This is a genomic window from Gordonia sp. NPDC003429, from assembly GCF_053588575.1.
The window spans coordinates 1-20,654 of the sequence record NZ_JBSFQF010000005.1 but is presented as its reverse complement, the minus strand read 5'-3'; the positions used below and the strand labels follow the sequence as shown (position 1 = coordinate 20,654).

Genomic DNA, 20,654 nt, shown 5'->3' with positions numbered 1-20,654 from the left:
AATTGGGGTTGCTCCCCCGGGATGCGACGAAAGGATGATCATGGCCCGCTATGAGCTGCCGACACTGGAGGATCTGCGAGATCTGGGAGTGCGGCAGGAGAATGCGATCACAATCTACGCGGAGACCTCGCCGGCACCCGATGAGCGCGAGGACAGCTACCTCAACGCCAAGAGTGCCTTCGACCGCGCGGTGCGCGAATTACGCGAATCGGGTATTCGTCACGCCACCGAGGAGGCGTTGCGTGAGCAGTGGGAGAAGGTCCGCACCGATGAGGCGTGGGCCCGGCTGTCCAAATCGCTCGCGATCTTCCTCTCCCCCAGCCAGGCGCAGGTGTTCATCCTGCCCAACCGGCTGGAGAACCAGATGCAGGTGGGCACCTACTTCGACCTCGGCCAGATCGTACGGGCGGTGACCAGCGAGCAGACCGCGTACGCGTTGACGCTGTCGGCCAATGGCTGGAATCTGTGGAAGGCCACTCCGACGACCGTCGCCACCGAGATGCCCCTCACCGGCGATCACGCGGTCGACGTCGCCGACGCCACCAATCGCGCCACCATCCGTGACCGCGGACATGTCCGCCGCCTGGCAGGCGACGAAGGCAAGAAGGTGTTGCTCGAGAAGTACGCCAAGCGTGTGGCCGAGGCCGTGCGCGCCGAGTTGGCCCCCGGAGACCCCAATGGGGAACAGCCGCTGTTCCTGTTCGCCACCGATCCGCTGCTCGACATGTACCGGGCCGCCGAGACCACCCGCCGCGTCATTGCTGTGCCCGGCGCCTCCGACGAACTGCGCGCCGACGAGATCGACGCCGCGATCCGCGCCGAGATGCCGGCGTTGAACGCCGAACGCGACAATGCCCTGGTTGAACGCATCGCCGACGGTGTTGCTCGTGGCCTGGTGGCCACCGACCTCGCCGACATCAGCAAGGCCGCCGCCGGCGGAGCGGTCGACACCCTCGTCTACGAGTTCACCGTCGACATCTTCGGCCACATCGACGCCGAGACGGGAGACCTCACCTACGACGACGAGGGCTACGACCTGCTCTCGAAGATCGTGGTCGCGGTCCTCGGTCAGGGTGGCACCGTGGTCGCCGTGCGCGCCTCGGAGATCACGTCGTCGGTGTGGAACGGCACCGCAGTCGCGGGTCTGCGTTACCCGATGAGTTGATTCACGAGCACCGCCGGGTCCTGGCACGGGACTCGGCGGTGAGTCATTTCCGGAGTGTTCGGACCGAAGAACCCACCAAGGAGTAGCTCTATGGCACGGACTGTGGCGGACAACATGATCGAGACACTCGGACGCTGTGGGGTGCAGCGTGTCTACGGGATACCCGGAGACTCGCTCAACGGCTTCACCGACGCCCTCCGCCGAGACGGATCCATCAGATGGCAGCATGTCCGTCACGAGGAGGGTGCGGCGTTCGCCGCGGCCGCCGAGGCCACCCTCACCGGCGAACTCGCCGTGTGCGCGGGGAGTTGTGGGCCGGGAAACCTGCACCTGATCAACGGATTGTTCGACGCCCAGCGCAGCCGTGTGCCGGTGCTGGCGATCGCAGCGCACATCCCCGCACCCGAGATCGGTAGCGGCTACTTTCAGGAGACGCACCCCGAGCAGTTGTTCGTCGAGTGCAGCGACTTCTGCGAGATGGTGAGTACACCGGAACAGCTTCCACGGCTCCTCGACGTCGCCATCCGGACGGCGGTGGAACGGCGCGGCGTTGCCGTCCTCGTGATCCCCGGGGAGATTTTCCTGGCCAAGGAGACCGATCGGCGCGACGGCAGTCCGATCCGGGCCATCGAGAAAGTGGTGCGTCCCACCGCAACTCAGTTGCAGCAGCTCGCCGATCACCTCAACTCGTCGGAGAACGTCACGATCCTGGCCGGGGCCGGAGTGCAGGGAGCCCACGATGATCTGGTGGAACTCGCCAGCGCCCTGCAGGCACCCGTGGTTCATGCGTTGCGTGGCAAGGAGTTCGTGGAGTACGACAACCCCTACGACGTCGGCATGACCGGTCTGCTGGGATTCTCGTCCGGCTATCGCGCCATCGAGAAGTGCGACACGCTCCTGATGCTGGGCACCGATTTTCCCTATCAACAGTTCTATCCGTCGAAGGCGACGATCGTCCAGGTCGACATCCGCGGCGAACAGATCGGACGACGCACCCCGGTGGACATCGGTTTGGTGGGCAGTGTCGCCGACACTTTGCCGGCGCTCACCCCGCTGATCAACCGCAATCGCAGTTCGGATCATCTGCGGTCATCCCGCGATCACTATGTGAAAGCCCGTAATTCGCTCAACGATCTCGCCGTCGACGACGGCAAGACACCGATCCATCCGCAGTACCTCACCGCTCTGCTGAGCGACCATGCCGCCGAGGACGCGGTGTTCATCCCCGATGTCGGCTCACCGGTGGTGTGGGCCGCCCGCTATCTCCGCATGAACGGTGCGCGCCGGCTCATCGGATCGTTCACACACGGTTCGATGGCCAACGCGGTGTCGCAGGCCGTCGGTGCCCAGTCCGCGTTCCCCGACCGTCAGGTGATCGCGCTGGCCGGAGACGGTGGACTGACGATGCTCCTCGGCGAATTGATCACGATCACCCAGAACAAGCTGCCGGTCAAGATCGTCGTGTTCAACAATTCGTCGCTGAACTTCGTCGAGGTGGAGATGAAGGCCGCGGGATTCGTCAACTACGGCACCGATCTGCAGAACCCGGATTTCGCGAAGATGGCCGAGGCCATCGGCGTGTACGGGCGGCGGGTGGAAGCTCCGGGCGAACTGGATTCGGCGGTGCGCGAGTTCCTGGCGCATGACGGTCCCGCCTTGCTCGACGTCGTCACCGCTCGCCAGGAGCTGTCGATCCCCCCGACGGTGTCTGCCGCGCAGGCCAAGGGTTTCACGCTGTACGCGATCCGCACCGTCATGTCCGGCCGTGGTGACGAGCTCGTCGACCTCGCCGAGACCAATCTGTTCCGTCGCCTTTTCGACTGAATACATCGCGCGCCCAATGCGTCCGGCTTGTCAGCGGGTGATCCGCCGCAGATCGGTGCGCAGCATCATCACGTTGTAGTCGGTCCAGCGTGACGCGTTGAAGTACAGGTACGGCGAGTTGCCGGTCAGTGCAGGCGATTTCGGTTGCATCATCGGCGCGTACAACACCGGATACCCGGGTGTGACGATGTAATGCGCTGCGCTCCAGGGACCCTGGGGATGGTCGGCTGTTCGCAGGCGTATGCCGTTGTCGCCGTCGAGCATGATGTATTTGTTCAGATACGGGCTCCACGACACCGAGAGTTCGGTGATCGGCGCGCCGACGACGGGCGTGGCCGCAGCGATGCCCTCGACCCACGCGGACCCGTTCCAGTACCGGTACGCGCCAAGGGTCAGCATGTCGCCGGGCTGTACACGCCCGAGGTAGGCGGCGCCGTTGCGACCGTTGGGCGTCCCGAACTGGTAGACGTACCCGGCGTCGGTGCCGTGCCCCATCACGTAGGCGCTCTGCTGGAAGTTGGCGTTGCCGGTGGACAGCGGACGCAGCCCGAACGGCAGCGCCGCCGACACCGGGGCGTTGATGAGATAGGTGGACGGGTCACGCGTCCATGTCTGGCCGTTGTCGTCGGAATAGGCGATCCCGGAGAAGTTGGTGTCCCACACTCCGGCCGCACCCCAGTGCCGCACCGACATGAAGTTGATGAACTGCCGATGGCCGCCATTTCTCGGCACCGAGATCGCGGCGGTGGGGATGTTGGTGACCTCGACGGGGTCGACGTTGACCGCCCGGAACAACTCCCGCGCAAAGGTTGGTTGAGCGGCGTCGACGACGCTTCCCGAGGTCGCGTCTCCCGGCTTGGCGTCGGGCACGGAAATCCCGTTGGCAAGGTCGTTGTCGTTGCTGCGCAACAGTACGTTGTTGCGCCATTGCTGGCCGGCCACGCTGCAGTCACCGAAGGTGTCGCCGAATGCCATCAGTGTCTGCCCGGAACCGTTGTCCCAGCTCACACCGACATCGGTGCCCGAGATGGTGAACCGTTTGAATGTACTGTTCGCGCTTCGCGGTCCGGTCACCCAGGCGACGCTGCTAGTGCTCGCACTCGCGTAAACCGGCAGTGGTCCCTGAGTTCCCTGCGCGGGATTCGACGACGACCCCAGCGACCCCGACGATGAGCCCGACGATCCCAGCGACCCCGACGATGAGCCCGAGGAGCCGAGCGATCCCGAACTGCTACCCAGGTCGGGAAGTGAGCCCGTCCCCGAGTTGCCGCACGGTTCGGCGGCCGCCATACCGGCGTACGCGGTGGTCAGCCAGGCCGCCGACGCGACGAGCGCACACGACACCAACAACGGTGCGATCCGTCGGCGCATCACCTCACCTGTCCTCTCACCAGAGCCGAACCACCCGAACGATGTGGTCCATGTGACCAATGTGATTCAAGAGGAGATTGTGACAGAAGTGACTTAGGTTGCGCTCGAAACCGGATCACGAACCCGTACCGGCTCGGACACGGTCCGCACCGTCTACTCCGCGCGGGAGAACTCCGACGCTCGGGCCACCTGCTCGGCGGAGATCGCGACCCCGGTGTACTTCTCGAACTGGGCGGCCGCCTGCAACGCGATCACCTGGGCGCCGGTGATGACCTGCTTGCCGGCCGTCTCCGCGGCAACCACGAGCGGCGTGCGATCCGGGAAGGCGACCACGTCGAATACGACATCGGCGGCGGCGATGGCGTCGTCGGCAAACGACTGCACCTGCGAGTCGGGCCCCTGCATACCCAGCGGGGTGACGTTGACGATCACCGATGCGCCAGGCGGCACGGTGTCGGAGGTACTGCGGTAGCCGTACTTCGCCGCGAGCGCCGCCCCCGCATCCGCGTTGCGCGCCAAGACAGTGAGATCGGTGAACCCGGCGCCGCGAAATGCCGCGACCACCGCCTTGGCCATGCCACCGGATCCGCGAACCACCACCGGGGCGGCCGGGTCGATCGCGGCGTCGGCGATCAATGCGGCGACCGCTTCGTAGTCGGTGTTCGACGCGATGAGCCGTTGTCCCTCGTGCACGATCGTGTTGACCGACTCGATGGCGGCCGCCGACGGCTCCACCTCGTCGACCAGCGGTATCACAGCCTCCTTGAAGGGCATCGACACCGAACACCCTCGAATACCCAGTGCCCGCACACCGCGGATCGCGCCTTCGATGTCGGTGGTGGTGAACGCCTTGTAGATGAAGTTGAGCCCGAGCTCGTCGTACAGGTAATTGTGAAAACGTGTGCCGATGTTCGACGGCCGGGCCGCCAGCGAGATGCACAGCGTCATGTCCTTGTTCAAAATCGGCATGACTACAACGTAGCCCGCTTCGCATCCCATACGGCCTCTGTCGCTTTTGCGGAGTACCGGAACGGCGTCTAGCCTCAGCCCCGGCGCACCAGACTAATTCCGGGAGGTCGGCACTGTGGGATGGAACACATATGTGGCACTGGGTGATTCGTTCACCGAAGGTGTGGGTGATCCTGATCCCGCTCGGCCCAACGGGCTGCGAGGATGGGCCGACCGCGTGGCAGAGCAGCTCGCCGTGACGAATCCGGACCTGCGCTACGCCAACCTCGCCGTGCGCGGCAAGCTGCTCGACGAGATCATCGACGACCAGCTCGCACCGGCGGTGGCGATGTCACCGGATCTGGTCACCATCCACGCGGGTGGCAACGATCTCATGCGTCCGGGCGTCGACATCGACGCACTCATCGACCGATACGACAATGCGCTGGGCGAACTCGCCGCCAGCGGTGCCACCGTGGTGGTGTTCACCGCGTACGACGCCGGTTGGGCGCCCGTGTTCCGGATGATGCGGGGTCGCTGCGCGATCTTCAATGAACTGCTCCGGGAAGCAATCGACCGTCACGGCGCGCGGGTCCTCGACTTCTGGCGCCTGTCCGGCTACGACGATTACCGCATGTGGGACACCGACCGGCTGCACATGTCCACCGCCGGCCACACCCGAATGGCCGCGGAGGTCCTCGATCTGCTCGGCGCACCCCACGACATCGCGATCACCCCGCTCGCCCCGCAGCCCACCATGCCGCGCGACGCCCGGCGCCGCGACGACCTGCAGTGGGCGCGCACCTTCCTCTACCCGTGGGTGATGCGGCGTGTGCGCGGGGTGTCGTCGGGCGACGGCGTCGCACCGCGGTGGGCCGCACCGGTCCCCGCGCTCGATACACTCGGCTGAGATCAGCGGCCGAATCCGGCGTCGCGCAGCGCCTGCGCCATCGATCCGCTCGGTGCCGAATCCCGTTGTGCCCGTTGACCTCGGCCACCCTGGCGGCGTCCGGCTGCTCCCTTCGCACGGTCTGCGCCACCGTCGCCGCGAGCCGCGCCACCCCGTTCGGCACGCCCACCGGGTTTCGCGGTTTTCGCGTCGTCGTCGAGACGCAGGCTCAGGCCGATGCGCTGACGTTGCACATCGACGTCGATCACCTTGACCCGTACCACCTGCCCGGACCGCACCACCTCGTGTGGGTCGGAAACGAATCGGTTCGCCATCGCCGACACGTGGACGAGCCCGTCCTGATGAACGCCGACATCGACGAATGCGCCGAAGGCGGCCACGTTGGTCACCACGCCTTCGAGCACCATGCCGGGGGTGAGGTCGGCGACCTTGGTGACACCGGCGGCGAAGGTGGCGGTGCTGAATGCCGGTCGCGGATCGCGCCCGGGTTTCTCGAGTTCGGCCAGGATGTCGGTGACCGTGGGAACCCCGAACCGGTCGTCGGCGAAGTCGGCCGGTCGCAGCGAAGTGAGTGTGCGATGGTCGCCGATCAGTTCGGCCAGGGCCAGTCCGGATCGGTCGAGTATGCGGTGCACCACCGGATACGCCTCGGGGTGCACGCCCGACGCGTCGAGCGGGTCGTCGCCCCCGGTGATCCGCAGGAATCCCGCGCATTGCTCGAATGCCTTGGGACCCAACCGCGGAACATCGAGCAGGGCACCACGGCTACGGAATGGTCCGGTGGCGTCGCGGTGCGCCACGATCGCCTCGGCCAGACCCGGCGTCACTCCTGAGACGCGCGCGAGCAGCGGTACCGACGCGGTGTTGAGGTCCACACCGACCGCGTTCACGGCGTCTTCGACCACGGCGTCGAGGCTGCGCGCCAGCGTGCCCGGTGTCACGTCGTGTTGGTATTGGCCCACACCAATGGATTTCGGGTCGATCTTCACCAACTCTGCCAGCGGGTCCTGCAGCCGACGCGCGATGGACACCGCACCGCGTAACGAGACGTCGAGTTCGGGGAGTTCGGACGACGCGTACTCCGAGGCCGAGTAGACCGACGCGCCGGCCTCGCTGACCATTGCCTTCGCCGGCGGTGTAACGCCGGGACCGGTGATGTCGGAGATGAGTTCGGCAGCCAGCGCGTCGGTTTCGCGCGAGGCCGTGCCGTTACCCACCGCGATCAATTCCACGCCGTGGCGAGCGACCAGGGCCGCCAGCGTCGCCTTCGCGGCATCCCACTGCTTCTGGGGTTGATGCGGGTAGATCGCGCAGGTGTCGAGTACCTTGCCGGTGCCGTCGACCACCGCGACCTTCACGCCGGTGCGGAAGCCGGGATCGAGTCCCAGGGTGGTCCGGTTACCCGCGGGCGCGGCCAGCAACAGATCCCCGAGGTTCTTCGCGAACACCGTGACGGCGTCGTCCTCGGCCCGCTGACGCAGTCGCACCCGGGCGTCGATCCCGCTGCTGATCATGAGTTTGGTGCGCCACGCCCAGCGCACGGTTGTGGCCAGCCACCGCGTCGCGGCGGCGTCCGCGGTCAGGTTGACGCCCAGCGCGGCGGCCACCATCGCCTGGTAGGTGTCGTCGTCGCCCCCGTCGAAGTCAAGCGAGAGCACACCTTCCTTCTCGCCGCGGAAGACCGCGAGCACGCGGTGCGACGGCATGTTGACGAGCGGCTCGGAGAACTCGAAATAGTCGCGGAACTTCTGCCCGGCCACGCTCGCGGCCAGTTCGTCGGACCGGGCGCTGCTCCTCAGCGCCCCCTGCGTCCAGAACCGTTCCCGAATCGAACCGACAAGTTCGGCGTCCTCGGCCGCGCGCTCGATGACGATGTGTCGCGCACCCTCGAGCGCGGCGGCGACATCGGCGACGCTTTCGGAGACGAACTCGGCCGCGACGTCTTCGGGATCGAGGGTGGGGTTGTCGAGCAGCCGGGTGGCCAGCGGCTCGAGGCCCGCCTCGCGCGCGATCTGCGCCTTGGTCCGGCGTTTCGGTTTGAACGGGAGGTAGATGTCCTCGACTCGCGACTTGGTGTCGGCCGCCACGAGCGCGGCCCGCAGATCGTCGGTGAGCTTGCCCTGGTCGTGGATGGAGGTGAGCACCGCGACCCGACGTTCGTCGAGTTCGCGCAGATAGCGCAGCCGCTCGTCGAGGACACGCAATTGGGCATCGTCGAGGCTGCCGGTCATCTCCTTGCGGTAGCGCGCGATGAACGGGACGGTGGAGCCCTCGTCGAGCAACCGGACGGCGGCGGCCACCTGATGCTCGGTGACCTGCAGTTCGGAGGCCAGGCGGGTGGTGACGGGTGGAACTCCGGCGATGGTCGTCGATGCGGTCGAATTCACTCGGAGCACCCTACCCAACGGGAGCGACACCTCCTGCGCCGCCGGTAATGTGTCGCCCGCCGATATGCGACGGTTGTCCCATCCTGGTGACGTGCCGCGTCGTACCATCACTCATGGGTTTCGTCATCGGGTTCTCCCCGTGGATCGTCTACTGGATTCTGGTGGGCAACACCTCGTTTCGTGCTGCCGTACTCATCGCGTTGGCGCTGTCGGTTCTGGCGGTGGTGGTGCAGCGTGTGCGCCGTCAACCATGGCACTCACTCGAGGTGGGCGCCGTCGTCGTCTTCGTGGTGCTCACCGTCCTCGCGTTCACCGTGAGTGATGTGTTCCTGCAACGATGGCTGCAGCCTCTCGGCAACGCGGGTATCTTTCTGATCTCCCTGGTCGGCATCCTCATCGGTCGGCCGTTCGTGCGCGAGTACGCCACCGCCAGTGTCGACGCGACCACCGCACACACCGACGGTTTCCGGGTGATCACCACCGCGATGACCTGGATGTGGACCGCGGTGTTCGGGCTCATGACGATCATCTCCGCGATCCCGCCGATCGTGCAGGGACAAGCCACGATCCATGACGGTGCCTCCACCCTCTCGATCGTCTGCTACTGGGTGGTGCCGTTCACGCTGATGGGTCTGGCAGGCACGGCGTCGGGCCTGTTCCCGCCGTGGTTCGACCGGCAGACCAAGCGCATCGATCAGCGCGAGAGCGCCGGCACGCCGGCCCGGCCCGTCGCCCAACCCGCAGCGCTTCCCGACGAGATCGACCCGCAGATCGTGGTGACGGCACCCGCCGAGTCGCGCCACGACGAACCGTTCTCCGTCGGTGCCGACGCCGCAGGCCTTGCCAACGTGTCGATCGTGATGTCGGGCCAGGATCTGTTCGGACGCCTGTGGCAGTGGCAGGGCGTCCTCGCGGGCACCGGACAGGCCGCCGACGACATGATCTACGCGATGGAGTTCGTCGGCCCCGATGATCGTGCCGATCTGTTCATCCCGCCCGCCGAACCGTGGCAGTTGCGCGTCGAGGCCACCTCGGCGGACCACCGCACGGCGGTGACGGTGCTGCGCGAGCCCACTGCGCCCGGGGTGACGCTGGACCGGGTGGACGTCGACGGCCGGCCGGGTCTACTCGCGCGGCCCGGCGGCAGCGGGCCGCATCCCTCGGTGGTGTGTTTCGGCGGTTCCGAGGGTGGACTCGACTCGCAGATCGCCGTGGTCAACGCGCTCGCCTCCCGCGGCATCATGGCGCTGGCCTACAGCTGGCTCGACGACGTACCGGAAGCAGCCCCGATCGCCGACATCCCGCTCGAGCGTTTCGCCGGCGCCATCGCATGGCTCGCCGCGCATCGCGCGGCATCCGGCGACGGGGTTGCGGCTGTGGCGATCTCCCGCGGCGCGGAGGGACTCGCGGCCACCCTGGCCCGAGCAACCGACCTGCCGGTGTCGGCGGCCGTGCTGTTGAGTCCCAGCAACCTCACATGGCAGGCGATCGGCCCCGACGGTGAGATGCCCGACACCTCGTCGTGGACCTATCGCGGGCGGCCCTGCGACTACGCCGCACTTCCCAGCGGGGTGCTGATGCCCCAACTCGTGGGAAACGCGTGGCGGTTGTCGCGCGACGTCGCGGCGCACCGTCCGACGTTGCTGCGGCTGCGACCCGCCTACGAGTCCGGCCTGTCCGCGCTGCGATCCGATTCGGCGGCGCGTATCGAGTCCGAACGCATCACCTGTCCCCTGCTGTGCGTGAGTGGTTCTGACGACCGGCTGTGGCCGTCGGAACCTATGGCCGACGCGCTCATCGGTCGCCGAACGGGCCGGCCGGACAAACACATCCGCTACGAGGGTGCCGGCCATTTCCTGCGTCCGGGCCTCTACCCGGCCACCGTGCAGGTGACCGGAGGCATCGACATGGGTGGCCGCCCGCGCGAGCACGGGCTGGCGTGCCTTGCGCTGACCGGTGAGATCGTTGATTTCATCAGCCCGAAGTGACCGGCGACCAACCCAACGCCGGCCCGAATCACCGCCGTGCCGAGTTCGATCCGTTCGGTGCGCATCGCGGCGGCGGCCATCAGGGCGACCGGAGACGCGATACCGAACTGGAGGTGGCGATCTCGCAGCCAGACGCTGTCGAAGCCGAGTGTTTCGGCGAGATTGATCATCGCGAGGGTCTCGAGATGCCCGGCCCGTGGATCGGACTCGTCGAAACGGCCGATGGTCAGAAAACCCATCTTCTTCAGAGGTTCACCTCGATCCGGTCTGGGGCGTTGCACCATCTCATCGGGCCGAATCACGCCGCACCCCCTACGCTCGTCCGCTATGGCGAAGAACGTGAAACTGTCCCTCACCAACGGCCGCACCCTGGAGTACGACGAGGCCTCGATCTCCGTCGAATCGGGGGGCGCGTTGAAGGTGGTGGAGGAAACCGGTTATGTCACCTACTACGCACCGGCCGAGTGGCGCACCTTGGGTCACACCTCCGGCGGCACCACCACGTATCTCTGATCCTTGGCAATCCCTGATCCCTGTCCCCCGCTGGTCACCATCGATCACCCCAAGATGAGAACGTGGAGCGGTGAGCTTCTCAGCGCTTCATGACCCCGACCGGCGGGCGTTTGCCAGCGACAACTATTCGGGCGCGCATCCCGACGTCCTCGCCGCGGTCGTCGCCGCCAACGACGGCCACCTCCCGCCCTACGGCGACGACGTCTACACCGCCGCTCTGCGCGACGTGATCCGGGAGCACTTCGGTGAGGCGGCCGAGATCTATCCGGTGTTCAACGGGACCGGGGCCAACGTGGTGGGTTTGTCGGCGGTACTGCCCCGTGCGGGTGCCGCGGTGGCACCGATCGGCGCACACATCAATACCTCCGAAGGTGCCGCCCCCGAACAGATCTCCGGTATCAAGATTCTCGGCGTCCATACCGACGACGGGAAACTCGCACCCGCCGACATCGTGGCGTGGGCGCCCGATCGGGGCAACGAGCAGCGGGCCCAGCCGCACGCAGTGAGCATCAGTCAGACCACCGAGTTGGGGACGGTGTACGAGGTGGACGAGGTCGCGGCGCTCTGTGCCACCGCACACGACCTCGGACTCGCCGTGCACGTCGACGGTTCCCGGTTGTGGAATGCATCGGCCGCCCTCGGACGACGTTTTCGCGAGTTCACCACCGAGGTGGGAGTCGACGTGGTGAGTGTCGGTGGCACCAAGAATGGCGCACTTGCTGCCGAGGCCGTGGTGGTGCTCAACCCGGAACGCGTGACGGGAGTGGGCTATCTGCGAAAGTCCGCGACCCAGTTGTGCAGCAAGATGCGCTTCATCTCGGCGCAATTCCTGGCCCTGTTCGACGACGATCTCGGCCTGCGAAATGCGCTGCACGCCAACGCCATGGCTGCGCGGCTGCGGACCGCACTGGAGGATGCAGTGGTCTCCGGGCGTCTACCCGGGTTGACGTTCGCACAGCCCACCGACTCCAACGTCGTCTTCGCGCGGCTGCCCGTCGACATCGCAGACCGGATCCGCGAGCGCGTTCACTTCTACGACTGGAATCGCGAGGCCGGCGAGGTTCGCTGGATGACCGCCTGGGACACCAGCCCCGATGACGTCGACAGGTTTGTCGACGTCATCGCGCGGAGCTTCGGGAATCGCTGACCGATCACTCACTCACGGCTCGGAGGCTGCCTCACCCCACTTGCCACACGTCGGTGGCGGCGAGGCCGAGATCACCGAGTACGTCCAGGCGTTCGTTGTCGAAGTGCTCAGCAGCACAGCAGGCCCGTTGAAATGAGGATTCGGACCGGGGCCGACGACGACCACCTCGCCACGCGTCTGGGCGCCCTCGGCTGCGCGGGCGATGAACTTCTCGACCTCATCCCATCCGCGCCCATCCCGCGAAGCGCCGGGCTTATCCTGCGTCGCTTCGGCTACCGGAACCAATGTGATGAACACGCCCGAGCCGAACAGAGCAATTCTTCGAGTTCGTCGGAATCCTCGAGGATGGGCATTTTCCACAGCGACGCCTCACCGTTACGCCAAAGGCGGACGTAGCCGTTGATGGTGGGCCCCACCGCGACACGTGCGGCGCGACGAAAATCGAAGTCCTCAGCTCGTGCGCGTTCTGAGCGTCTGGTTTTTCTCACACCGGTCATGAATCCCCCGTCTCAGGTCAGTGGACTCATCCTTGCCCGTCGCAGCCACGCATTGCGCGGACGCTCACCGATTGTGGATAGCTCGATCCGCCGGCACGCTGTTGTGCACAACCGGCCAGAGAAACCATCGTGCCGCGCAACCCCGTGCTCGAGGACTAACGGATAACTAGATTCCGTCGGATCGCGGATCATCGGATTGCGATTTCCGCGTTGCGTCGCGCCGATGATGGCGCAGGTCGCCGCGGTGATGGGCCGGCTCGGCCACCGCGCGCGTCCCCAGGTTTACTGCTCGGCGTCGGTGCCGTAGGTGACGAGGAGCGGCGCATGATCGGAACGGCGGTCTGCGCGCGACGATTCTTTGTCCACGACAACGCTTCTGGCCGCGCGCGCGAGTCCCGGTGTGGCCAGCTGGTGATCCACTCGCCAGCCGACGTCGTTGTCGAAGGACTGCCCCGCCCAACTCCACCAGGTCAGCGGGCCGGGGCGCTGCCCGTAGACGCTCCGCACTACGTCGACCAGTCGCCGCGTACCCAGGATCGAATCGAACCACTGCCGGTCCTCGGGCAAGAAGCCGTCCATGGTTCGGGCGGCACGCCAGTTGGTCACGTCGTGTTGAGTGTGCGCGATGTTGAGATCGCCGAGGAGCAGGAACTCCCGGCCGCTTCTGCGCGCAGCGAGCCTATTGCGATTCACCTCGTGGCCGAAAGCATCGAGGAACCGCCGCTTACGTGCGTATTTCATCCCGCCGTCGGGTGGTTCGCGCATCGATCCGGGCCGCTGGAGGTGGGCGGGGAGTCCACCCTTGGGAAGGTAGAGGCAGGCAACCGTCACGGGCCGATCGGCGAGATCGACCTCAATGTACCGGCCCTGGGCGGCGAACTCTGCGAGTCCGCGTGCGCGGGGCGGGTGGGTTGCCCACGCACGCACCGCACACGCAGGCGATTTGGTCAGGATGGCGACCCCGTTCCGGCCGGCCACGGTGCCGACGTCAATAGCTGCCGAGTATCCGGGGAACTCCCCCACTTGCGAAGCAGTACAACGGAGTTCCTGAAGCGCGAGCACATCCGGCGATCGCGCGGACAGCCAGCCGTCGAATCCGCGACGACGCGCCGCCCGGATTCCGTTGACGTTGTAGGACGCCACAGTGAACGTATCGGCACCGCGGCTGCCCACGTCGGGCACGGTGCCTTCGACCTCGGTGACAGGTCTGATCGAGGGTGCAGCGCTCACCCGCTGTGGGTACCGACGTTGATGACCCGCCCGTCGGAGTCGCGATAGAAGAACCGGGTCACGCCCCATGGCTCGTCGGTGAGCGGATGGACGATCTCCACTCCGGCATCCGTCGCTCGCAAGAGCGCCTCGTGAACGTCGTCGACGAAAACAGAAACGTCGGGGTTGATCGGCGCGGATGCATCCTCGGTCATCACACTCAGTTGATGTCCGTAGTCGTCGCCGAGAGTGACGATCCACCCATGATCCATGAGTACGCGCATCCCGAGCACCTCGGTGTGTTCGGTCACCGACCGCCGGAGATCCGACACGGTCAGGTTGGGGACCACTCGATCGACATGCACGCGTCCAGTCTCTCATCGATACCTGACACGGCGGTGACGCCGGCCATGCTAAGCACCCGCACACGTCACTCGGTGGTGGGTTCGCCTCGTCTGCTCACTTGTACTTCGAGACGACGTCAGCGACGAGCTGCTGCCCCGTGACGCGTTGCCCCGACTCGTTGTACCACCGAGGGGCGCCGTATGCGGTGGTGTGTTGGCCATCGTAGAGATACCCGCGCAGCCATGCGGGCGCTTGAGCATAGGCCTGCCAGAAGCCGGCGTTCCACCAGTTCTCTTGAGCCTGAGCTGCTTCCTGACCGTCGAGTTGCGCGATCATATCGGCAAACCATGCCGACGCACCCTCCACACTGGCGTTGAAGGCACGGACCTTGTCGGCGGCGATGCGCCACGGTGAGTCCCACGGCGCCGAGGTGATCGCGTCGACCGGGTTGGCGATCTCGTACACATCAACACCCGGGAGCCACGGTTTGTGCTGACCGTCGAGGCCGAACCCGAAGGAGGGCAAACCATACGAAACACCTGCCGCGCGAGCAGGATTGGCAATGTTTACCACCGCGAGAACCTCGCAGTCCGCATACTGCCCGTGAGCTTTGGCGTCCATGAAATCCGAGACCACCAGAGCGCCAAGACTATAGCCGCTGATCACCACCAGGTTCGGGGTGGCGCGGATCGCAGCAGCCAGATTGGCGACACCTTGTCGTCGCGACTCCGCCTCCGACACACCGGAGACGTCTCCGTACGGGTTGAAGCAAGCGATCGATGCCGGATACGCGAGGTCGACGTGTTCCACACTGCCACCGAGTATTCCGGCCGCGATGTTGAGCATGTTGCCCGGATTGCCCGGATGTTCTCCGGTGCCGCATACGGTGATGTAGGTGATCATGACGCCTCCCCGCTGAGCAGGCCGAGTTGTGGGGCCGTGAGATCAGGGTAGAAATCGCAGGTGCGCCGATCAATCCGCTGAACACAGGACGGCGCACGGTGGCCCGGTACCCGTGATCACGCTGCTCATAGCCGGGAACGACCTCGGGTCCAGTGATTACTCGAGCACGAACACCGGTATCAGACGGTCGGTCTTCGTCTGATACTCCGCGTACGGCGGGAACGCCGCGACGGCCAGCTCCCACCAGTGGGCGCGCTCGTCGCCGTCGACCTCACGTGCAGTGAGCTCGTACACCTTGTCGCCGTCCTGGGCGGTGACCTGCGGGTGCGCCTTCACGTTGTGGTACCAGGCGGGGTGCTCAGGCGCGCCCCCCTTGGACGCGACCATCGCGTACTTACCGTTCTCTTCAACCCGCATGAGCGGCGTGTACCGCTTCTTGCCCGACTTCGCGCCGGTGGTGGTGAACAACACGACCGGACGGTCGGCGACCTGCACACCGTCGGTGGTCCCCTGTTCGAGAATCTTCTTGGTCTGGTCGCGTACCCACTCGCTCGGGCTCAGTTCCGGTTGTTCACTCATAGCGCGCACAACGCGCAGCACGTACAAGTGATTCCCGGCGCCGCGCTTCGGTCACGAGTGGTAGGGATGGAAGAGAACCCCCTGCGGAAGGACCCGTGACATGGCCATTGCCACCATCAACCCGGCGACCGGAGAGACCGTCCGGGAATTCGAGTCGCTCACCGACGCGGAGGTCGACGCGGCCCTCGACCGCGCGGTGCGCAGTTTCAGTGACTACCGCTCCACCTCATACGAGCAGCGCGCCGCGTGGCTTCACGCGACTGCCGATCTCCTCGAGGCCGAGGCAGACGTCGTCGCCGCGATGATGACCGAGGAGATGGGCAAGACTCTCGCCTCAGCGAAGGCAGAGACACTGAAGTGCGCGAAGGGTTTTCGCTACTACGCCGACCATGGGGAGGCCATGCTCGCCGACGAGGCGGCCGACGCGGCGGCGGTGGGCGCGAGCCGTGCCTACATGCGTTACCAGCCGCTCGGTGTGGTGCTGGCGGTGATGCCGTGGAATTTCCCGCTCTGGCAGGCCGTCCGCTTCGCCGCGCCTGCGCTGATGGCAGGCAACGTCGGCATTCTCAAGCACGCTTCCAACGTGCCGCAGTCGGCTCTCTACCTTGAAGACGTCCTACGCCGTGCAGGCCTCCCGGACGGGTGTTTCCAAACGCTCCTGATCGGATCGAGCATGGTCGAGCCGATCCTGCGCGATCCCCGGGTCGCCGCGGCAACGCTGACCGGCAGCGAACCGGCAGGCAGGTCCGTCGCCGCGATCGCCGGTGACGAGGTCAAGCACACGGTCCTCGAACTCGGTGGCAGCGACCCCTACGTCGTCATGCCCAGCGCCGACATCGCGCAGGCGGCGAAGACCGCGGTGACCGCCCGCGTACAGAACAACGGCCAATCCTGCATCGCGGCAAAACGATTCATCATCCACACCGATGTCTACGACGAGTTCGTCGATGCCTTCACCGACGGTTTCCGCTCCCTGGTCGTCGGAGATCCGACCGACGACGCCACCGACGTCGGGCCGCTGGCAACCGAGCAGGGCCGCACCGACCTCGAAGAGCTTGTCGACGATGCCGTCGGCAAGGGTGCGAAGGTCCTGATCGGTGGTGCCCGCGTGAATCGGGCGGGCTGGTTCTACGAGCCGACGATCCTCGCCGACATCACCGACGAGATGGACATCTACTCCGCTGAGGCCTTCGGCCCGGTTGCTGCGCTGTATCGCGTCGACAACATCGATGATGCGATCGCGATCGCCAACGACACCACGTTCGGTCTCGGCGGAAACGCCTGGACCACCGATCCGGCCGAACAGGAGCAATTCATCGACCGGATCGAATCGGGTCAGGTGTTCATCAACGGCATGACCACCTCGTACCCCGAACTCGGCTTCGGCGGGATCAAACGGTCCGGTTACGGACGAGAACTGACCTCACATGGCATCCACGAGTTCTGCAACATCAAGACCGTGTGGATCGCCTGAGCGGCGGTTGGTTCGTCTCACCGCGGCAAGGCCACGCGGTACCGGCGCGCGAGGAGATCGTAGGCTTGACGTGTGGTTGATCTCGCATATGTCATCGCAGGTTCGGAAGCCACCGGCGGTGCCGGTCTGCAAGTCGATCTGAAGACCTTTCAGGAACTCGGTGTCTACGGAGTCGGCACGATCACGTGCATCGTCTCCTTCGATCCGAAAGCCGGCTGGGCGCACCGATTCGTACCCATCGACCCTCAGGTGATCGCCGATCAGATCGAGGCCGCGACCAGTGCTCACGATCTCGACGTGGTGAAGGTCGGAATGCTCGGCACCCCGGCAACGATCGACGTGGTCGCCGACGCGTTGGCGGGACAGACCTGGCGGCACGTGCTGGTCGACCCGGTGCTCATCTGCAAGGGTCAGGAACCCGGTGCCGCGCTCGACACCGACACCGCCCTGCGGGAGAAGATCATCCCATTGGCGACGGTGGTGACCCCGAACCTGTTCGAGGCTCAGGTGCTGTCGGGCATGGACGAGATCACCAGCGTCGACCAGCTGGCCGAGGCGGCCAAACGCATCGCCGACCTGGGGCCGCGCTACGTGATCGCCAAGGGCGGAGTCGAGTTGCCCGGCGACGATGCGGTCGACGTGCTCTACGACGGTGACGAGGTGACGGTGTTCGCCGCGCCCAAGGTCGGGTCCGAACGCGTATCGGGCGCCGGATGCACACTTGCCGCCGCCATCACGGCCGAACTCGCCAAGGGCTCCGACGTGCGCGACGCGGTCGCCTTCGCCAAGGAGTTCACCACCGCCGGCATCAACGGACGCGTGAGCGCTCACACCCCGTTCGACACGGTGTGGCAGGGCGCCTACGTCGATCAGCTCGCGGACTCGCAACCGGAGTAGAGGCGCGGTGGGGTCGGCGTCTTCACGCTGAGACGTCAGTCCTGCGTGACCCGCCCGCCGTCGACATGCCAGCGCGTGTCGACCCGCACCTTCTCCAACATCCGGCGGTCGTGGGTGACGAGCAGCAGTGCACCGTCGAACGAGTCGAGCGCCGATTCGAGTTGTTCGATCGCGGGCAGGTCGAGGTGGTTGGTGGGTTCGTCGAGCACGAGAACGTTGACCCCCCGCGCCTGCAGCAATGCCAGGGCCGCGCGGGTGCGTTCGCCCGGCGACAGGTCGCCGACGGCACGGTCGACGTGATCGGCCCGGAGTCCGAACTTGGCCAGCAGCGTGCGCACCTGCTCGGTGGAGAAGTCCGGGACGAGCTCCTCGAACCGCTCGGCGAGCGGGCGCGGACCGGTGAATTGTCCGCGCGCCTGATCGATCTCGCCGATCGCCACACTCGCGCCGAGACTCGCCGTCCCCTCGTCGGGTTCGACGGCGCCGGTGAGCAGACGCAGAAGCGTCGACTTTCCCGCGCCGTTGGGTCCGGTGATCCCGATCCGTTCACCCGCGTTGACCTGAAGCGACACCGGACCGAGAACGAATTCTCCCTGCCGCACAACAGCATTGGAGAGCGTGGCAACCACCGAACTCGACCGCGGCGCCGAGCCGATGGTGAATTCCAGCACCCACTCCTTGCGGGGTTCGGCGACCTCCTCTAGCCGGGCGATGCGACTTTCCATCTGGCGCACCTTCTGCGCCTGTTTCTCGCTGGACTCGCCGGCCGCCCGTCGGCGGATCTTGTCGTTGTCGGGTGCCTTGCGGATGGCGTTGCGCACACCCTGACTCGACCACTCTCGTTGGGTCCGCGCCCGGGCCACGAGGTCGGCTTTCTTCTCGGCGAACTCCTCGTATTCCTCGCGGCGGTGTCGCCGTGCGACCTCCCGCTCCTCCAGGAAACTCTCGTAGCCCCCGTTGTAGACGGTGTTGGTGTGCTGTGCGAGGTCGAGTTCGACCACCCGAGTCACGCAGCGCGCCATGAACTCCCGGTCGTGGCTGACGAGTACCACGCCGCCACGCATCCCGCTGACCACCTCCTCGAGCCGCGATAGGCCATCGAGGTCGAGATCGTTCGTGGGCTCGTCGAGCAGCACCACGTCGAAACGCGAGCACAACAACGCCGCCAACCCCACTCGGGCCGCCTGCCCGCCGGACAGCCCGGCCATGAGGGCGTCTTCGGGTGCGATGGTTCCGTTCCGCAGGCCGAGGTCGGCGAGTACTGCGGGCAGCCGCTCGTCGAGATCGGCGGCGCCGGTGGCCAGCCAGTGATCCAGCGCCGCGGAGTACACCTCGGCCGGATCCTGCGCGCCGGCGTCCAACCCGTCGTTCGCCAGGGTGGCGGCTGCGGCGTCCATCGCTTGCGTGGCCGCAGCGCATCCGGTGCGTCGCGCGACATACTGCGCCACCGTCTCCCCCGGCACCCGATCGTGTTCCTGAGGCAGCCATCCCACGAAGGCGTCGGCCGGCGCACGGGTGACCGAACCCTCCAGCGGAGCGAGGTCACCGGCCAGCACAGCGAGCAGGGTGGACTTTCCCGCGCCGTTCGCGCCCACGACCCCCACCACGTCGCCGGGCGCGACCGTCAGGTCGAGGTGATCGAACAGGACACGATGGGCATAGCCACCGGCGATGTCCTTGGCGACGAGCGACGCGGTCATGCCCACATCGTCGCATCCGGGCCCGGAGGAATCGATCACCGGCCGCACTGCCACACTCTGCGGCTGGTTGCAGAAGATCTGTCTTATGCCGGGCTCGTGAGCTGAATCAGGTTGCCGCAGGTGTCGTCCAGAACGGCGGTGACCACGGGGCCCATCGGTGTCGGTTCTTGGGTGAACCTGACGCCGTCAGCGACAAGTCGACCATGTGCGGCTGCCACATCGTCAACGGCGAAGGACGCAGCCGGGATACCGTCGGCAACGAGCGCGGCCGTATAGGCCATGGCCGCAGGGTGCTGATTGGGCTCCAACAGCAGCTCCGGGCCATCGGGTGCATCCGGACCCACCACAGTCAACCACCGGAACTCACCCAACGGCACGTCGTGCTTGGGGACGAAGCCGAGTTTGTCGGTGTAGAAGGAGAGCGCCTTGGCCTGGTCGTCGACGAACACGCTCGTGACATTGATTCGAATGCTCATGAGTGATTCCTTCGGTTCGGTGCGCCAACGTTCAGTGATCTCACGTAGCGGCCCGGTGTGCAGGGAGAGCAGAACCGTTCAGTTCCAGAGACCAGACGGGGACCAACAAAGCAAGCACGAGACACGACGAGGCCCTGGCGAGAAATATGCTCTCGCCAGGGCCTTTACGTCGGGCTGACAGGATTTGAACCTGCGACCACTTGACCCCCAGAGCGCTTCGGGGTGTCTAGTGTCGCGTGTCGTTAATTAGTTTATGGTTCGTGGTTTGAGAGAATTGGCTATGGCGAATTCTGCGGCCCCGGCTCTTGGCCTGCGTGATGG

At 66.1% G+C, this 20,654-nt stretch carries 17 protein-coding genes and 1 pseudogene; 8 read left to right on the top strand and 10 right to left on the bottom strand.

Features of this window, described 5'->3' with window-relative positions:
• Positions 1 to 40: 40 nt before the first annotated feature.
• Together ACWDSI_RS08025 and poxB are read left to right on the top strand one after the other, a co-directional pair.
• Positions 41 to 1,165, top strand: a complete 1,125-nt coding sequence (locus ACWDSI_RS08025) for a baeRF11 domain-containing protein (protein WP_449747905.1) — start codon at positions 41 to 43, stop codon at positions 1,163 to 1,165.
• Between the two features lie 90 nt (positions 1,166 to 1,255).
• The gene (gene poxB, locus ACWDSI_RS08020) at positions 1,256 to 2,989 is read left to right on the top strand and encodes a ubiquinone-dependent pyruvate dehydrogenase (RefSeq protein WP_449756231.1); all 1,734 of its coding nucleotides are present in this window, start codon (positions 1,256 to 1,258) and stop codon (positions 2,987 to 2,989) included.
• A gap of 30 nt (positions 2,990 to 3,019) precedes the next feature.
• Here the strand turns inward: poxB and ACWDSI_RS08015 are convergent, their stop codons facing one another.
• Together ACWDSI_RS08015 and ACWDSI_RS08010 are read right to left on the bottom strand one after the other, a co-directional pair.
• Positions 3,020 to 4,360: a DUF4185 domain-containing protein gene (locus ACWDSI_RS08015; RefSeq protein ID WP_449756230.1), complete on the bottom strand. Its 1,341-nt coding sequence runs from the start codon at positions 4,358 to 4,360 to the stop codon at positions 3,020 to 3,022.
• A gap of 153 nt (positions 4,361 to 4,513) precedes the next feature.
• Complete coding sequence (locus ACWDSI_RS08010) at positions 4,514 to 5,329, bottom strand: shikimate 5-dehydrogenase (protein ID WP_449747908.1); 816 nt, start codon at positions 5,327 to 5,329, stop codon at positions 4,514 to 4,516.
• Between the two features lie 115 nt (positions 5,330 to 5,444).
• On the opposite strand from ACWDSI_RS08010, the gene ACWDSI_RS08005 reads away from it, so the two are divergent.
• A complete protein-coding gene (locus ACWDSI_RS08005; RefSeq protein ID WP_449756229.1) occupies positions 5,445 to 6,218 on the top strand; it encodes an SGNH/GDSL hydrolase family protein in 774 nt (257 codons plus the stop codon).
• A 2-nt stretch (positions 6,219 to 6,220) separates the two neighbouring features.
• Here the strand turns inward: ACWDSI_RS08005 and ACWDSI_RS08000 are convergent, their stop codons facing one another.
• Positions 6,221 to 8,605: a Tex family protein gene (locus ACWDSI_RS08000; RefSeq protein WP_449756228.1), complete on the bottom strand. Its 2,385-nt coding sequence runs from the start codon at positions 8,603 to 8,605 to the stop codon at positions 6,221 to 6,223.
• A gap of 113 nt (positions 8,606 to 8,718) precedes the next feature.
• Here ACWDSI_RS08000 and ACWDSI_RS07995 point away from each other — a divergent pair, with 113 nt between their 5' ends.
• Entirely contained in the window at positions 8,719 to 10,593 is a 1,875-nt protein-coding gene (locus ACWDSI_RS07995; RefSeq protein ID WP_449756227.1) for an acyl-CoA thioester hydrolase/BAAT C-terminal domain-containing protein, read from the top strand.
• A 14-nt stretch (positions 10,594 to 10,607) separates the two neighbouring features.
• Here ACWDSI_RS07995 and ACWDSI_RS07990 read toward each other — a convergent pair.
• Positions 10,608 to 10,877, bottom strand: a pseudogene (locus ACWDSI_RS07990) (LLM class flavin-dependent oxidoreductase); the annotation flags it as partial.
• Between the two features lie 43 nt (positions 10,878 to 10,920).
• Between ACWDSI_RS07990 and ACWDSI_RS07985 the strand changes: the two are divergent.
• Together ACWDSI_RS07985 and ACWDSI_RS07980 are read left to right on the top strand one after the other, a co-directional pair.
• Positions 10,921 to 11,106 (top strand): hypothetical protein, encoded by a 186-nt coding sequence (locus ACWDSI_RS07985; RefSeq protein WP_449756226.1) that lies wholly within the window; start codon positions 10,921 to 10,923, stop codon positions 11,104 to 11,106.
• A 70-nt stretch (positions 11,107 to 11,176) separates the two neighbouring features.
• Positions 11,177 to 12,253, top strand: coding sequence for a threonine aldolase family protein (locus ACWDSI_RS07980; protein ID WP_449756225.1), 1,077 nt, complete (start codon positions 11,177 to 11,179; stop codon positions 12,251 to 12,253).
• A 779-nt stretch (positions 12,254 to 13,032) separates the two neighbouring features.
• On the opposite strand, the gene ACWDSI_RS07975 is transcribed toward ACWDSI_RS07980, so the two are convergent.
• The 4 genes from ACWDSI_RS07975 to ACWDSI_RS07960 form a co-directional block, all read right to left on the bottom strand.
• Entirely contained in the window at positions 13,033 to 13,923 is an 891-nt protein-coding gene (locus ACWDSI_RS07975; RefSeq protein WP_449756333.1) for an exodeoxyribonuclease III, read from the bottom strand.
• 53 nt (positions 13,924 to 13,976) lie between these two features.
• Positions 13,977 to 14,324 (bottom strand): VOC family protein, encoded by a 348-nt coding sequence (locus ACWDSI_RS07970; RefSeq protein ID WP_449756224.1) that lies wholly within the window; start codon positions 14,322 to 14,324, stop codon positions 13,977 to 13,979.
• A gap of 94 nt (positions 14,325 to 14,418) precedes the next feature.
• Positions 14,419 to 15,207: a PE-PPE domain-containing protein gene (locus tag ACWDSI_RS07965; protein WP_449756223.1), complete on the bottom strand. Its 789-nt coding sequence runs from the start codon at positions 15,205 to 15,207 to the stop codon at positions 14,419 to 14,421.
• Positions 15,208 to 15,363: 156 nt separating this feature from the next.
• Positions 15,364 to 15,786, bottom strand: coding sequence for a nitroreductase family deazaflavin-dependent oxidoreductase (locus ACWDSI_RS07960; RefSeq protein ID WP_449756222.1), 423 nt, complete (start codon positions 15,784 to 15,786; stop codon positions 15,364 to 15,366).
• A gap of 100 nt (positions 15,787 to 15,886) precedes the next feature.
• Here ACWDSI_RS07960 and ACWDSI_RS07955 point away from each other — a divergent pair, with 100 nt between their 5' ends.
• The gene (locus ACWDSI_RS07955) at positions 15,887 to 17,260 is read left to right on the top strand and encodes an NADP-dependent succinic semialdehyde dehydrogenase (protein WP_449756221.1); all 1,374 of its coding nucleotides are present in this window, start codon (positions 15,887 to 15,889) and stop codon (positions 17,258 to 17,260) included.
• Positions 17,261 to 17,332: 72 nt separating this feature from the next.
• Entirely contained in the window at positions 17,333 to 18,157 is an 825-nt protein-coding gene (gene thiD / locus ACWDSI_RS07950) for a bifunctional hydroxymethylpyrimidine kinase/phosphomethylpyrimidine kinase (protein ID WP_449756220.1), read from the top strand.
• A 35-nt stretch (positions 18,158 to 18,192) separates the two neighbouring features.
• Here the strand turns inward: thiD and ACWDSI_RS07945 are convergent, their stop codons facing one another.
• Both ACWDSI_RS07945 and ACWDSI_RS07940 read right to left on the bottom strand, forming a co-directional pair.
• Positions 18,193 to 19,857, bottom strand: a complete 1,665-nt coding sequence (locus ACWDSI_RS07945; protein ID WP_449756219.1) for an ABC-F family ATP-binding cassette domain-containing protein — start codon at positions 19,855 to 19,857, stop codon at positions 18,193 to 18,195.
• 83 nt (positions 19,858 to 19,940) lie between these two features.
• Positions 19,941 to 20,327 carry a VOC family protein gene (locus tag ACWDSI_RS07940; protein ID WP_449756332.1) on the bottom strand — a complete coding sequence of 129 codons (387 nt, stop codon included), beginning with the start codon at positions 20,325 to 20,327 and terminating at the stop codon, positions 19,941 to 19,943.
• Between the last annotated feature and the right edge of the window lie 327 nt (positions 20,328 to 20,654).